The sequence below is a fragment of the Rhodobacter sp. 4.3.4 genome (assembly GCF_058724655.1).
On the sequence record NZ_CM178967.1, the window covers coordinates 1096902 to 1110785 of the forward strand.

At 66.0% G+C, this 13884-nt stretch carries 12 protein-coding genes and 1 tRNA gene; 9 read left to right on the forward strand and 4 right to left on the reverse strand.

Annotation, left to right across the window (positions count from 1 at the left end; genetic code table 11):
- Positions 1 to 56 precede the first annotated feature (56 nt).
- Entirely contained in the window at positions 57 to 1388 is a 1332-nt protein-coding gene (locus AC4PTB_RS05275; protein WP_492192025.1) for an NAD(P)-dependent oxidoreductase, read from the forward strand.
- A 1-nt stretch (position 1389) separates the two neighbouring features.
- Entirely contained in the window at positions 1390 to 2691 is a 1302-nt protein-coding gene (gene preA / locus AC4PTB_RS05280) for an NAD-dependent dihydropyrimidine dehydrogenase subunit PreA (RefSeq protein WP_492192026.1), read from the forward strand.
- A gap of 262 nt (positions 2692 to 2953) precedes the next feature.
- Here the strand turns inward: preA and AC4PTB_RS05285 are convergent, their stop codons facing one another.
- Complete coding sequence (locus AC4PTB_RS05285; RefSeq protein ID WP_492192027.1) at positions 2954 to 3238, reverse strand: helix-turn-helix domain-containing protein; 285 nt, start codon at positions 3236 to 3238, stop codon at positions 2954 to 2956.
- A gap of 299 nt (positions 3239 to 3537) precedes the next feature.
- On the opposite strand from AC4PTB_RS05285, the gene AC4PTB_RS05290 reads away from it, so the two are divergent.
- From AC4PTB_RS05290 to AC4PTB_RS05320, 7 genes are all read left to right on the forward strand, one after another.
- Entirely contained in the window at positions 3538 to 4788 is a 1251-nt protein-coding gene (locus AC4PTB_RS05290) for a Zn-dependent hydrolase (RefSeq protein WP_492192028.1), read from the forward strand.
- Between the two features lie 78 nt (positions 4789 to 4866).
- A complete protein-coding gene (gene hydA / locus AC4PTB_RS05295) occupies positions 4867 to 6318 on the forward strand; it encodes a dihydropyrimidinase (RefSeq protein ID WP_492192029.1) in 1452 nt (483 codons plus the stop codon).
- 6 nt (positions 6319 to 6324) lie between these two features.
- Positions 6325 to 7116, forward strand: a complete 792-nt coding sequence (locus tag AC4PTB_RS05300) for an ABC transporter ATP-binding protein (protein ID WP_492192030.1) — start codon at positions 6325 to 6327, stop codon at positions 7114 to 7116.
- A gap of 93 nt (positions 7117 to 7209) precedes the next feature.
- Positions 7210 to 8073 carry an ABC transporter permease gene (locus AC4PTB_RS05305; RefSeq protein WP_492192031.1) on the forward strand — a complete coding sequence of 288 codons (864 nt, stop codon included), beginning with the start codon at positions 7210 to 7212 and terminating at the stop codon, positions 8071 to 8073.
- Entirely contained in the window at positions 8070 to 8918 is an 849-nt protein-coding gene (locus AC4PTB_RS05310; protein WP_492192032.1) for an ABC transporter permease, read from the forward strand. The genes AC4PTB_RS05305 and AC4PTB_RS05310 overlap by 4 nt, the downstream gene beginning before the upstream one ends.
- 47 nt (positions 8919 to 8965) lie before the next feature.
- A complete protein-coding gene (locus AC4PTB_RS05315; RefSeq protein ID WP_492192033.1) occupies positions 8966 to 9946 on the forward strand; it encodes an ABC transporter substrate-binding protein in 981 nt (326 codons plus the stop codon).
- A gap of 391 nt (positions 9947 to 10337) precedes the next feature.
- Positions 10338 to 12392: a putative bifunctional diguanylate cyclase/phosphodiesterase gene (locus AC4PTB_RS05320; protein ID WP_492192034.1), complete on the forward strand. Its 2055-nt coding sequence runs from the start codon at positions 10338 to 10340 to the stop codon at positions 12390 to 12392.
- A 187-nt stretch (positions 12393 to 12579) separates the two neighbouring features.
- Here AC4PTB_RS05320 and AC4PTB_RS05325 read toward each other — a convergent pair.
- The 3 genes from AC4PTB_RS05325 to AC4PTB_RS05335 all read right to left on the reverse strand — a co-directional run bounded on the left by AC4PTB_RS05325 (position 12580) and on the right by AC4PTB_RS05335 (position 13841).
- Positions 12580 to 12655 (reverse strand) — tRNA-Ala (locus AC4PTB_RS05325).
- A gap of 97 nt (positions 12656 to 12752) precedes the next feature.
- On the reverse strand, positions 12753 to 13196 hold the full coding sequence (gene trxC, locus AC4PTB_RS05330) for a thioredoxin TrxC (protein WP_492192035.1): 444 nt from the start codon (positions 13194 to 13196) through the stop codon (positions 12753 to 12755).
- A 54-nt stretch (positions 13197 to 13250) separates the two neighbouring features.
- Entirely contained in the window at positions 13251 to 13841 is a 591-nt protein-coding gene (locus AC4PTB_RS05335; protein WP_492192036.1) for a thymidine kinase, read from the reverse strand.
- Positions 13842 to 13884: the final 43 nt, after the last annotated feature.

Consider the following 13884-nt stretch of genomic DNA (forward strand, 5'->3'; position numbering starts at 1 on the left):
TAAAATTTCTGATCGTGGCAGCCTTTCGGGCAAGAACAAAAGCCAGGGAGGTCCAAGTGACCACAAGCCAATACCGGCCCGGGGTGCATCCCGGGCGTCTTCCGCCTGCGGACTATTGCACGGCCTTTGCCGATGTCGCGCCGCCCTTGAGCGCGCATCAGGCGCAGGTAGCCGCCGCGCGGTGCTATTTCTGCGCCGAGGCGCCCTGCACCACGGCCTGCCCCGCCGACATCGACGTGCCGCTGTTCATCCGGCAGATCCTGACCGGCACGCCCGAGGCGGCGGCAAAGACGATCCTGTCGCAGAATATCCTGGGCGGCATGTGCGCGCGGGTCTGTCCGACCGAAACCCTGTGCGAGGGCGCCTGCGTGCGCGAGGCGGCCGAGGGCAAGCCGGTCGAGATCGGCGCGCTGCAACGCTTTGCCACCGACACGCTGCAGGCCTCGGGCGCCCATCCCTTCACGCGCGCGCCGCGCACGGGGAAAGCCGTGGCCGTGGTGGGGGCGGGGCCTGCGGGTCTGGCCTGCGCGCATCGGCTGGCGATGCTGGGCCACGAGGTCACGGTTTATGACGCGCGGTTGAAACCGGGCGGGCTGAATGAATATGGCATTGCCGCCTACAAGGCGCCGGGCGGCTTTGCCGCGCGGGAAGTGGCCTGGCTGTTGCAGATCGGCGGCATCGCGGTGCTGGAGAACTGGCAGCTGGGCCGCAATGGCTCGGTGGCGGATCTGCTGGCCGATCATGACGCGGTGTTTCTGGGCATCGGGCTTGGCGGTGTGAATGCGCTGACGATCCCCGGGGCGGAATTTGCGACGCCTGCGACCGAGTTCATCGCGCAGCTGCGTCAGGCCGAGGATCTGGCCTTGGTTCCGGTGGGGCGGCGCGTCGTGGTGATTGGCGGCGGCATGACCGCCATCGATGCGGCGGTGCAGGCGAAACTGCTCGGCGCGGAAACCGCGAGCATCGTCTATCGCCGCTCGCAAGCCGAGATGCCCGCCTCGGGGCACGAACAGCAGCATGCGCAAAAGAACGGCGTGCAGATCGTGCCGAATGCGGCGCCTGTGGCGATCCGCAAGGACGATCAGGGCTATGAGGTCGAGTTTGCCCGCACCGAAACGCAGGGCGGCAAGCTGGTGCAGCTTGAGGACACTTTGCGCATCAAGGCCGATCAGATCTTCACCGCGATTGGCCAGACGCTTGGGCCGGTGCCCGAGGGGCTGACGATTTCGGGCGGCAAGATCGCGATCGACGCGCGCGGGCGCACCGGCATGGCGCATGTCTGGGCGGGGGGCGATTGCGCCTCGGGCGGCGAAGATCTGACGGTGACCGCCGTTGCGCAGGGCCGCGATGCGGCCGAGGACATCCACGCTTTTCTGATGGGGGCCTGAGATGGCGAACCTGACTTCGACATTCCTTGGCATCAAATCCCCCAATCCGTTCTGGCTCGCCTCGGCGCCGCCGACCGACAAGGAAGTGAACGTGCGCCGCGCCTTTGAGGCCGGTTGGGGCGGTGTCGTCTGGAAGACCTTGGGTCTTGACGGCCCGCCGGTGGTGAACGTCTCCGGCCCGCGCTATGGCGCGATTCACGGGCCCGATGGCACGCTTTTGGGGCTGAACAACATCGAGCTGATCACCGACCGGCCATTGGAGGTGAACCTGCGCGAGATCAAATCGGTGAAACGCGACTACCCGGACCGGGCGCTTGTCGTGTCGCTGATGGTGCCCTGCGACGAAGACAGCTGGAAAGCGATCCTGGCCCGGGTCGAGGAAACCGAGGCCGACGGGGTCGAGCTGAACTTCGGCTGTCCGCATGGCATGGCCGAACGCGGCATGGGCGCGGCGGTGGGGCAGGTGCCCGAATACGTCGAAATGGTGACGCGCTGGGTGAAGCAACATTCGCGCATGCCCTGCATCGTCAAGCTGACGCCCAATATCTCGGACATCCGCAAACCGGCGGAAGCCGCCAAACGCGGCGGCGCCGATGCAGTGAGCCTGATCAACACGATCAATTCGATCACCTCGGTCGATCTGGACCTGTTTGCGCCGGAACCCACCATCGACGGCTTTGGTACCCATGGCGGCTATTGCGGCCCGGCGGTGAAACCCATCGCGCTGAACATGGTGGCGGAAATCGCCCGCAACCCGGCCACGCGCGGCCTGCCGATTTCGGGCATCGGCGGCGTCACCACTTGGCGCGACGCGGCCGAGTTCATGGCCTTGGGCGCGCAGAATGTGCAGGTCTGCACCGCGGTGATGACCTATGGCTTCAGGATCGTCGAGGAGATGATCTCGGGCCTGTCGGACTACATGGACCGCAAGGGGCTGAGCGAGACGCGCGAGATCGTCGGCCGCGCCGTGCCGAAAGTGACCGACTGGCAGTATCTGAACCTGAACTACACCACCAAGGCCAGCATCGCGCAGGAGGATTGCATCAAATGCGGCCGCTGCCACCTCGTCTGCGAGGATACCTCGCATCAGGCGATCGCGATGGCGGCGGATCGCACGGTGACGGTGAAAGAGGAAGAGTGCGTCGCCTGCAACCTGTGTGTCGAGGTCTGCCCGACGAAGTGCATCACCATGCGCGAGCTCTCCGAGGGCGAGCCGGACCTGCGCACGGGCAAGCCGGTCGGCGCCTATCTGAACTGGACCGGGCATCCGAACAACCCGATGGCGAGCACCGGCGGGAAGTGAGGGGGGTTACCTGACCTCGGTTCGGGCGGATCAGGAAAGGCACCGCCTTTCCCCGCCCGCGCCGCCACGGTTCGTGCCAAGACCGTATCCCCAAGCGAGACAGAGGCCAGCGCCTGTGCCCTTCGGGCGAGAAGCGCCCGCCGAGGGCGGGGCGGGCGCTGGCCGAGTGCCTTTGGGCCCTCGGCGGTCATCGGATCAATGCTTCGCGTGACCTCGGCGATGGCCTCGGTCATGGATGCGTTTCAGGAAATCCTGCGCGGCCTTACGACGCCAGCGCCTGTTTCACCGCCTCGGGGGCGGTCTCGATCACCCGCAAGAGCACGGCGGCCGGGCCGCTGACCGCGCGCTGGCCCTGTTCCCATTTGCGATAGCCCGACAGGCTCATGCCCATCATCGGCGCCATCTGCGCCTGGGTCAGACCCATTTTGCGCCGCAATTCCACCGGGTTGATGCGTTCCTGCTGGATCGGTTCAAAGGCCGCGCCGCCCTCGTAAAAGGCCGCGCTGCGTTCAAGCGCCTGCCAAAGGCCGCTCTCCATCTCTTCCATGCCTGCCTCGTTCTCGACTGCTCTTGTTGCCGCCGCGGGATGTCCCTGTCAGCCGCCCCCGGGGCCTTTGGCACCTTCTGGGTGCTCAAAGGCTAGCCGCATCGGGCCCGTCGATCAAGCCGCCGCTTGGCCGCGCCCAAAATTCGGGCAATGGCTTGTGTCCCTGGCGCCCAGCCCCGCATCCGCCCCCCATTCCCCATTGACCGGGGCGGGGAAGCGTGGCCTGTTTCCTCTGACCAATCGGTCAGAAAACGAGTCGCAAGAGGGCAAAGCCCCGCAGACGACAGGGAGACAGCCAGATGCCATCACCCGGAGAAAACCTCCGTATCAATTCCGCGCGCCTGTGGGACAGCCTCATGCAGATGGCGCAGGTCGGGCCGGGGATCGCGGGGGGCAACAACCGCCAGACCGTGACCGATGCCGATGCCGAGGGCCGGGCGCTGTTCAAAAGCTGGTGCGATGCGGCGGGGCTGACGATGGGCCTTGACCGGATGGGCAACATGTTCATGCGCCGCGAGGGCACCGACGCGCAGGCGCTGCCCGTCTATATCGGCTCGCATCTGGATACTCAGCCCACCGGCGGGAAATACGATGGCGTTCTGGGGGTTCTGGGCGGGCTTGAGGTCATCCGCACGATGAACGACCGCGGCATCCGCACGAAACACCCGATCGTGGTGACGAACTGGACGAACGAGGAAGGCGCGCGGTTTGCGCCGGCCATGCTCGCCTCGGGCGTCTTTGCGGGCATTCACAGCCTGGATTACGCCTATGCGCGCAAGGATCCGGAGGGCAAGAGCTTCGGCGAAGAACTGGCGCGGATCGGCTGGGTCGGCGACGAAGAAGTGGGCGCGCGCAAGATGCATGCCTATTTCGAGCTGCATATCGAGCAGGGCCCGATCCTTGAGGCCGAGAAGAAGACGATCGGTGTGGTGACGCATTGCCAGGGGCTGTGGTGGCTCGAATTCACCCTGACCGGGAAAGAGGCGCATACCGGCTCGACGCCCATGGGGATGCGGGTCAATGCGGGCCTTGCGATGGCGCGGATCATCGAGATGGTACAGGAGGTCGCGATGGCCGCCCAGCCCGATGCGGTGGGGGGCGTGGGGCAGGTGAACTTCAGCCCCAATTCGCGCAACGTCCTGCCCGGAAAGGTGATTTTCACCGTCGACATCCGCAGCCCCGATCAGGCGAAGCTGGACGGGATGCGGGCCGAGATCGAGCGCCGCGCGGCACTGATCTGTGACGATCTGAAAGTCGGCTGCGCCATCGAGGCGGTCGGTCATTTCGACCCGGTCACCTTCACACCCGAACTGGTGGGGCGCGTCCGCGCCGCGGCCGGGAAGCTCGGCTACGCGCATCGCGACATCATTTCGGGTGCGGGGCATGACGCCTGCTGGACGGCGAAAGTCGCGCCGACGACGATGGTGATGTGCCCCTGCGTTGACGGGCTCTCGCATAACGAGGCCGAGGAGATTTCGCCCGAATGGGCGGCGGCGGGGGCGGATGTGCTTTTGCATGCGGTTCTGGAAACCGCCGTCGTCGTAGACTGACCGCGCGCCGGGGGCTCTGCCCCCGGACCCCCGAGATATTTAGGGCAAGATAAAAGCACGCGCTTGCAGGGAGTGCACATGACCACAGTCATCAGGAACGGAACCATCGTCACCGCCGATCTGACCTACAGGGCCGATGTGGCGATCGAGGGCGGGCAGATCATCGCGATCGGGCAGGGGCTGGTGGGCGAGACCGTGCTCGATGCCACCGGCTGCTATGTGATGCCGGGCGGGATCGACCCGCATACGCATCTGGAGATGCCCTTCATGGGCACCTATTCGAGCGATGATTTCGACTCTGGCACCCGTGCGGCGCTGGCGGGCGGCACGACGATGGTGATCGACTTCGCGCTGCCCAATCCGGGGCAGGGGCTGATGGATGCGCTGCAGCAATGGGACAACAAGTCCAAGCGCGCGCATTGCGACTATTCCTTCCACATGGCGGTGACCTGGTGGGGGCAGCAAGTCTTTGACGAGATGCCGAAAGTCGTTGAACGCGGCATCACCTCGTTCAAGCATTTCCTCGCCTACAAGGGCGCCTTGATGGTGAATGACGACGAGCTTTTCGCCAGTTTCAAGCGCTGCGCCGAGATCGGCGCGATCCCGATGGTACATGCGGAAAACGGCGATATTGTCGCGGAAATGTCAGCGAAACTGCTGGCCGAGGGCAATACCGGCCCCGAGGCGCATGCCTATTCCCGCCCCTCTCAGGTCGAGGGCGAGGCGACGAACCGCGCCATCATGATCGCCGACATGGCCGGCGTGCCGCTTTATGTCGTGCATACCTCTTGCGAGGAGGCGCATGAAGCGATCCGCCGCGCGCGGATGCAGGGCAAGCGGGTCTGGGGCGAGCCGCTCATTCAGCATCTGACGCTGGATGAAAGCGAATATTTCCACCCCGACTGGGACCATGCGGCGCGGCGCGTGATGTCGCCCCCGTTCCGGGCGAAGCACCATCAGGACAGCCTTTGGGCGGGCCTTGCTTCGGGGACGCTGTCTTGCGTTGCCACCGACCATTGCGCCTTTACCACGGAACAGAAGCGGTTCGGGGTCGGCAATTTCACCAAGATCCCGAACGGGACGGGGGGTCTGGAGGACCGGCTGCCGATGCTTTGGTCGGCGGGGGTGAACACGGGGCGGATCACGATGAACGAATTCGTTGCCGTGACCTCGACCAATATCGCCAAGATCATGGGCATGTATCCGAAGAAGGGCGCGGTTCTGGTGGGGGCGGACGCCGATCTGGTGGTCTGGGACCCGGAAGCGACAAAGACGATCTCTGCCAGCTACCAGCAATCTGCGATTGATTACAACGTCTTCGAGGGCAAGGAGGTGAAGGGCCTGCCGCGCTACACGCTCAGCCGCGGGATGGTTGCGGTTGCGGACGGAAAGGTGCAAAGCCGCGAGGGCCACGGGCAGTTCGTGGCGCGTGACCCGAACGGGTCGGTGAGCAAGGCGCTGAGCACCTGGAAGGACCTGACCGCCCCCCGCCCGGTGGTGCGCGCGGGCATTCCGGCCAGTGGCGTGTAAGCAAGGATGACCGAAGACGTGAAAGCCCCCGTGATATTTGCCAAGGATCTGAACCTTGTCTTTCAGACGAATGACGGTCCGGTTCAGGCGCTGAAAGACGTGAACCTGTCGATCGAGCGGGGCGATTTCGTCAGCTTCATCGGTCCCTCGGGTTGCGGAAAGACCACCTTCCTGCGCTGCATCGCGGCGCTGGAACATCCGACCAGCGGCACGCTGACGGTGAATTCGATCCCGCCCGAGGCGGCGCGCAAGGCCCGCAGCTATGGCTATGTGTTTCAGGCGGCGGGGCTTTACCCCTGGCGCACGATTGCGGGAAATGTGAAACTTCCGCTGGAAATCATGGGCTATACCAAGGCCGAACAGGACGCCCGTGTTGAAAAAGTGCTCTCGCTGGTCGATCTGCAGGGATTCGCGAAAAAGTTCCCCTGGCAGCTTTCGGGCGGGATGCAGCAGCGCGCCAGCATTGCCCGGGCGCTGGCGTTTGATGCGGATATCCTGCTGATGGACGAGCCCTTCGGCGCGCTCGATGAAATCGTGCGCGACCGGCTGAACGAGGAGCTTTTGAAGCTTTGGGCGCGGACCGGCAAGACCATCGGTTTCGTGACGCACTCGATCCCCGAGGCGGTGTATCTCTCGACGAAGATCGTGGTGATGTCGCCCCGTCCGGGGCGGATCACCGATGTGATCGAAAGCACCCTGCCGAAGGACCGGCCGCTGGATATCCGCGACAGCGCGGAATTCCTGAAGATCGCCCATCGCGTCCGCGAGGGGCTGCGCGCGGGGCATGCCTATGATTGAGCGCCGCGCATCGGGACTTCTGTCGGACGGGGGGCTGTCTGCCCCCCGCGCCCCCCGAGGATATTTGAGGCAAGATGAAGGGGGGGCGCAGGCATGAGGTCGATCCTTCCGATCCTGACGGTGCTGAGTGCCATTGTCGCGCTGTGGTATGGTGCGGCGGTGATGCTGAACAAGCAATGGACCTATGATCAGGCCGCGCGTGCCGGGATGACGGTGACCACGGCGCAGATGCTGGCCGATACGATGGCGCAGGAACGCCCCGTCCTGCCCGCGCCGCATCAGGTGGCCAAGGGGCTGTGGGACGGGTTCACCGGGCAGAAGATCACCTCGAAGAAAAGCTTGGTGCTGCATTCCTGGATCACCTTTTCGGCGACGATGCTGGGCTTTGGCCTCGGCACGGCGGCGGGGATCCTGCTCGCGGTCGGCATCGTGCATTCGCGCGCCATGGACATGAGCGTGATGCCCTGGGCGATTGCCAGCCAGACGATCCCGATCCTGGCGATTGCGCCGATGGTCATTGTCGTGCTGGCCTCGCTTGGCATCAAGGGCTTGATTCCAAAGGCGATCATTGCCGCTTACCTGTCGTTCTTCCCGGTGCTGGTGGGCATGGTCAAGGGGCTGCGGGCGCCCGATGGCATGCAGCTGGACCTGTTGCGCACCTATAATGCCAGCGGGGCGGAGACGTTCTGGAAGCTGCGGCTGCCCTCCTCGATGCCTTATCTTTTCGCCTCGCTGAAAGTGGGCGTGGCCGCGGCGCTTGTGGGCACGATCGTGGCCGAACTGCCCGCGGGCGCTTCGCAGGGCCTGGGCGCGCGGCTGCTTTCGGGCAGCTATTACGGCCAGACGATCCAGATCTGGTCGGCGCTTTTTGCCGCCGCGATCCTGGCGGCGGGGCTGGTGCTGATCGTCGGGCTGATCGAGGGACGGGTTCTCAAACGCATGGGGATGGTGCGATGAGCGCGATCGGCTGGGGAGCGATCCTGTTCTGGGCTTGCGCGATGGCGCTCAACTTCTTTCTCGCGGAGCGCTATCCGACGTCGCGCCCGGTGCGGGCGCTGGTGGCGACGCTGTTTGGTGTCACGCTGCTGGTGCTGTGGCAGGGGTTGGTGCGGGGGCTGAATGTCAGCCCCGTCATTCTGCCCGCGCCAAGCGACATTGCCGCCGCGATTGCCGCCAACTTGCCGCTGCTTTGGGGGGATTTCGTGCAGACGATCCTCAAGGGCGCGCTTTCGGGCTATCTGATCGGCTGCGGCGCGGCGGTGGTGGTGGCGATTGCGGTTGACCGCTCGCCCTTCTTGCAGCGGGGCCTGCTGCCGGTGGGCAATTTCGTCGCCGCCCTGCCCATCGTCGGCATCGCGCCGATTCTGGTGATGTGGTTCGGCTTTGACTGGCAGTCGAAGGCCGCCGTCGTCGTCGTGATGGTGTTCTTTCCGGTTCTGGTGAACATGGTCGCGGGGCTAGCCGCCACGGATGCGCTGAGCCGCGATCTGATGGCGACCTGGTCGGCCAGCTATACGCAAAGCCTGATCAAGATGCGCCTGCCCGCCGCTTTGCCCTTCCTCTTCAACGGCTTGAAGATCGCCACCACGCTGGCGCTGATCGGCGCGATCGTTGCCGAATTCTTCGGCTCGCCCACCCGCGGCATGGGGTTTCGCATCTCCACCTCGGTCGGGCAGCTTGATCTGGCGCTGGTCTGGGCCGAGATTGCGGTGGCGGCGCTGGCGGGATCTGGCCTTTACGGGCTGATCGCGATGATCGAGAAGGCGGCGACCTTCTGGCACCCGTCGCAACGGGGAAGATGAGTTCAACCAACCGGGCAGAAGTCCCGGACGCAACAGGAGAGACGATGATGAAAAAGGTGATGCTGGGGGTGGCGGCCCTTGCGCTGATGGCGGGCGCCGCCTCGGCCGAAGAGGTCAAGCTGCAGCTGAAATGGGTGACGCAGGCGCAATTCGCGGGCTACTATGTCGCTGCGGAAAAAGGCTATTTCGAGGAAGAGGGGCTGAATGTCACGATCCTGCCCGGCGGCCCCGATATCGCGCCTGAACAGGTGATCGCGGGGGGCGGCGCCGATGTCATCGTCGACTGGATGCCGCCTGCGCTGGCCGCGCGCGAAAAGGGGCTGAAGCTTGTCAACATCGCGCAGCCCTTCAAGCATTCGGGCATGATGCTGACCTGTCTGAAGGAATCGGGCGTTTCGACCACCGCCGATTTCAAGGGCAAGACGCTGGGCGTCTGGTTCTTTGGCAACGAATATCCGTTCCTGAACTGGATGTCGAAGCTGGGCATTCCGACGACGGGCGGCGCCGATGGGGTCGAGGTGCTGAAACAGGGCTTCAACGTCGATCCGCTGCTGCAAAAGCAGGCCGCCTGCATCTCGACGATGACCTACAACGAATATTGGCAGGTGATCGATGCGGGCATCAAGCCCGAGGATCTGGTGACCTTCAAATATGAGGACGAGGGCGTCGCGACGCTGGAAGACGGTCTTTACGTGATGGAGGACAAGCTCGCCGATCCCGCCTTCAAGGCGACGATGGTCAAGTTCGTCCGCGCCGCGATGAAGGGCTGGAAATATGCCGAGGCGAACCCGGATGAAGCCGCGATGATCGTTTTGGAAAACGACGAGACCGGGGCGCAGACCGAGACGCATCAGAAGCGGATGATGAGCGAGGTGGCGAAGCTGACGGCGGGCTCGAACGGGGCGCTCGATGTCGCCGATTACGAGCGCACCGTGGCGACGCTGATGGGCGGCGGCTCGGACCCGGTGATCACCAAGGCGCCCGAGGGGGCCTATACGCTCGAGATCACCAACGAAGCGCTGAAATAAGCGGCTCAAAGCGGGAAAGGGCGCCTTCGGGCGCCCTTTGTCGCTGACAGTGCCGGATTCGGGGTGTTGCGCCGCAGGGCGCCGCGCGCCGCACCGCGCGGGCGAAACACTGCGTCCCGACCCCGGCTGCGGCAAGGATATTTTAAGAAACTGCGGCAAGAGAGGGGGCAGGTGCGGGGCCGGGCAAGATCGGTCCTGTCTTGCACAATCCGGGGCTGCATCAAGGTTTTGGTGGCAACTCTGCTATAGTGAGGGGACGGGGCGGGATTTGCGCGCGCGCGCGCCCCCGCGCGGAGGACTGTCGCATGCCGCATTCTTGCATGCCGAAATTGCTTTTTGCCGATTCGGGCGCGGCAGGCGTCGGCTTCCGCTGCGGCGGGGGGGCTACGCGGTGACGGATGTTCCGCCCCTTGCGCAGGATGGATTCGGACCCGAGGCCGATTGGCTGCCCTGCGGGCTTCTGCTGACCGATCTTGACGGGCAGATCCTTGCCGCCAATGCGACGCTGCTGCGCTGGCTCGGGCAGCCCGCATCGGCGCTGATCGGACAGCGCCGCTTCCCGCAGCTGCTGGCGATGCCGGGGCAGATCTACTGGAAGACCGATCTGTGGCCGAAGCTGTGCGCGCAGGGCCATCTGGACGGGGTGACGCTGCCCCTGCCCGATGCGGCGGGGGGCGGGCTGCGCCATTGTCTGCTCAGCGCGCAGCTGTCGCGCGATGCGGGTCGCATCGGCTTTGTGCTCTTCGACGCGGCGCGGGCGCATCTGCGTGATCAGGACCAGGCGCGGGCGGGCGTGCTGGCGCAGCTGCGCATGCGCTGGCTGGCGCAGATCGAACGGATGGCCGGGGTCGGCGCCTTTGCGCTGGACCCCGAAACCGGCGAGATCGAGGCCTCGGACCGGGTGTTCGAGATGCTGGGCCTGCCCGCGGCGGCGGGGCTGACGCTGGAGCAGCTGCTGGCGCGGTTCGTGTCGGGCAAGGTGCGGGCGGCGATCCGGGACGATCTGGCGCAGCTCACGCATCTGCAGGCCACGGTCGAGCACGAGGCGGTGCTTTCGACGCCCGCGGGGGTGTTGCGCCGCGTGCAGCTGCAGGCCGAGGCGGAATGGCTGGGCGGGCAGATGACGCGCATCGCCGGGGTGCTGCACGACATCACCCGGATGCAGGAGGACCAGCAGCGGCTTTGGCAGGCGGCCAATATCGACGAGCTGACCGGCCTTGCCAATCGCCGCCTGTTCCACCGTCGACTGCAGGGGGCGCTTGGCGGCGGACCCTTCGCGCTGGTGCTGCTCGACATCGATGATTTCAACGCGGTGAACGATCTTCTGGGCGCCGATACGGCGGATGCGGCTTTGCGCGAGGTGGCGGTGCGGCTGGCGGGGCTTGTCGGCGCGGCCGGGCTGGCGGCGCGGCTGGGCGGCGACGAATTCGCCCTGCTGTTGCCCGCGGCCGATGCCGATGCGGCGGCCGAAGGGCTGGCGCAGGCGGTGCTGGCGGCGCTGGCGCAGCCGCTCGACGTGGCGGCGACGGTGCTGACCGCCTGCATCGGCATGGCCAGCTTTCCCGCCGATGCCGCCGATGCCGAGGGGCTGCTGCGGTGTGCCCGTCAGGCGCTGGCCGAGGTGAAAACGGTCCGCCCGGGGTCGGCCGCCTTCCTGCGCGGACCGCTGCGCGCCCGGTTCGAGGGGCGCCGCTCCGCCATCGCCTTCGTGCAGGAGGCCGCGCGCGAGGGCCGGATCCTGGCCTGGTATCAGCCCAAGGTGCGGCTCGACAGCCGCCGTATCGTCGGCTACGAGGCGCTGGCGCGGATCCGCGCCGCCGATGGCACGATCTGCGGCCCCGAAGTCTGGGGGGCGGCGCTGGACGATGTCGATTGCGCGCGGCTTGTCGATGGCAATGTGCTCGATGCGGTTCTGGCCGATCTGAAGCGGGATGCGGCGCGGCTGATGCGGGTGGGGGTCAATTTCTCCGAAGCCTCGTTGCGGGGCATGGATTTCGCCGAACAGATCCTGGCGCTGATCGAGGCGCGCGGGCTTTCGCCGGCGCTGATCGAGCTGGAGGTGGTCGAAACCGTGCTGCTCGGGCAGCGGTCCGAGGTGCTGGCGCGCGGCTTCGCGCGGCTGCGCGCGCAGGGGATGCGGATTGCGCTGGATGATTTCGGCACCGGCTTTGCCTCGCTCTCGCATCTGCGCGATCTGCCGATCGACCGTATCAAGCTCGACAAATCCTTCGTGATGGGGCTGGCGGGCGATCACCGCAACGCCCCGATCCTGCGGGCGATTCTGGATCTGGCGGCGGTGCTGGGCCTGGAGACCGTCGCCGAGGGGGTGGAGAGCGAAAAGGCCGCGGTCTATCTGCGCGGGCTGGGCTGCCTTGAGGGGCAGGGCTTCCGCTTCGGCCCCGCCCGCCCGCTCGAGATGCTGCCCGCCGCGGGCAGCCGACCCTAGCCGCCTCTCAGCCTCGCGCTGCCGCTGGCGGCGCTTCCGGTTCCATTGCCGCAGCTTCTCGCCGAAATCGGGCGGCCAGGACCTGAGCCGGTCGGCCCCAAACCTGGTCAGATGATGTGTCGGAAAGGCCCTAAAAACTTCAGTTAGCTGTCTGCTACTGCTTCTGTTTTCGTGGAAAGTCACGGCTTGGTGGAGCTGAGGGGGATCGAACCCCTGACCTCATCATTGCGAACGATGCGCTCTCCCAACTGAGCTACAGCCCCTCGCCGTGTGCGGGCTATTTCGCCCACGGCGCGGGGAATGTCAAGCGCCCCAAACCCCTCCCTGCACAAATTTTTTCATCTTCTCAGGCGCGTGTTCTCAGGCGCGGGCGCCCAGCTTGCCGCGGACGAAGCCGACAAGCTCGCTTGCGGGCCGGGCGCCCGCCGCGCGCGCCAGCTCGCGGCCCTTGCGAAACAGGATGAAGGCGGGGATGCCCTGGATGCGGTGGCGCTGCGCGGCCGCCGGATGGGCCTGGGTGTCAATTTTTGCCAGCCGCACCTGGCCCGCCAGCGTGGCCGCGGCGGATTGGAACTGTGGCGCCATCTGTCGGCAGGGGCCGCACCAGGGTGCCCAGAAATCGACCAGTAGCGGCAGGTCGTCACGCTCGGCCTGGGCCAGAATCGCCGGATCGATCTCGGCCACCTTGCCGGTGATCAGCGCCGCGCCGCAGATGCCGCATTTCGGCCCCGCCGCCAGCCGGTCCGACGGCAGCTTGTTCGCCTGCCCGCAGGCAAGGCAGGTCAGTCGCAGCGTGTCCGCCATTTTGGCCTCCATCATATTCCCGTTGTGGAATATATTGGGCGGCCACAGCGGAATTCAAGCCTGCGGAGCCTCGCCCATCGCCGCGCGCCAGTGGCGGCGGCACAGGGAGACATAGGTCTCGTTGCCGCCGATCTGCACCTGCGCGCCCTCGTGCAGGGGCTGGCCATCCGGCCCCATCCGCACCACCATCGTCGCCTTCTTGCCGCAATGGCAGATGGTGCGGACCTCGCGCATCTCGTCGGCCAGCGCCAGCAGCGCCGCCGAGCCCGGGAACAGCTGGCCGCGGAAATCGACGCGCAGCCCGTAGCACATCACCGGCAGCCCCAGATCGTCCACGACGCGGGCCAGCTGCCAGACCTGCGCCTCGGTCAGGAATTGTGATTCGTCGATGAAAACGCAGGCGCAGGGGCCCGAGACCAGCCGAGTCTTGCACAAATCGAACATGTCGGTTTCCGGGGTGAAGCAGGTTGCCGCGGCCGAGATGCCGATGCGGCTGCCGATCTTTCCCGGCCCGGCGCGGTCATCCAGACGCGCCGTGACCAGCAGGGTCTGCATGCCGCGTTCGATGTAGTTGTAGGAAGCCTGCAAAAGCGCGGTGCTCTTGCCGGCATTCATCGTCGAGTAATGGAAGTAAAGCTTGGCCATGCCGCCTTCTGCGTCAGCCGGGTCGGCCGCGCAAGAGGGCAGG

Coding starts and splice junctions, on each gene's coding strand:
- preA (WP_492192026.1), top strand. CDS start 1,390: ATGGCGAACCTGACTTCGACATTCCTTGGCATCAAATCCCCCAATCCG.
- AC4PTB_RS05285 (WP_492192027.1), bottom strand. CDS start 3,238: ATGGAAGAGATGGAGAGCGGCCTTTGGCAGGCGCTTGAACGCAGCGCG.
- AC4PTB_RS05300 (WP_492192030.1), top strand. CDS start 6,325: ATGACCGAAGACGTGAAAGCCCCCGTGATATTTGCCAAGGATCTGAAC.
- trxC (WP_492192035.1), bottom strand. CDS start 13,196: ATGGCGGACACGCTGCGACTGACCTGCCTTGCCTGCGGGCAGGCGAAC.
- AC4PTB_RS05305 (WP_492192031.1), top strand. CDS start 7,210: ATGAGGTCGATCCTTCCGATCCTGACGGTGCTGAGTGCCATTGTCGCG.
- AC4PTB_RS05315 (WP_492192033.1), top strand. CDS start 8,966: ATGAAAAAGGTGATGCTGGGGGTGGCGGCCCTTGCGCTGATGGCGGGC.
- AC4PTB_RS05310 (WP_492192032.1), top strand. CDS start 8,070: ATGAGCGCGATCGGCTGGGGAGCGATCCTGTTCTGGGCTTGCGCGATG.
- hydA (WP_492192029.1), top strand. CDS start 4,867: ATGACCACAGTCATCAGGAACGGAACCATCGTCACCGCCGATCTGACC.
- AC4PTB_RS05290 (WP_492192028.1), top strand. CDS start 3,538: ATGCCATCACCCGGAGAAAACCTCCGTATCAATTCCGCGCGCCTGTGG.
- AC4PTB_RS05335 (WP_492192036.1), bottom strand. CDS start 13,841: ATGGCCAAGCTTTACTTCCATTACTCGACGATGAATGCCGGCAAGAGC.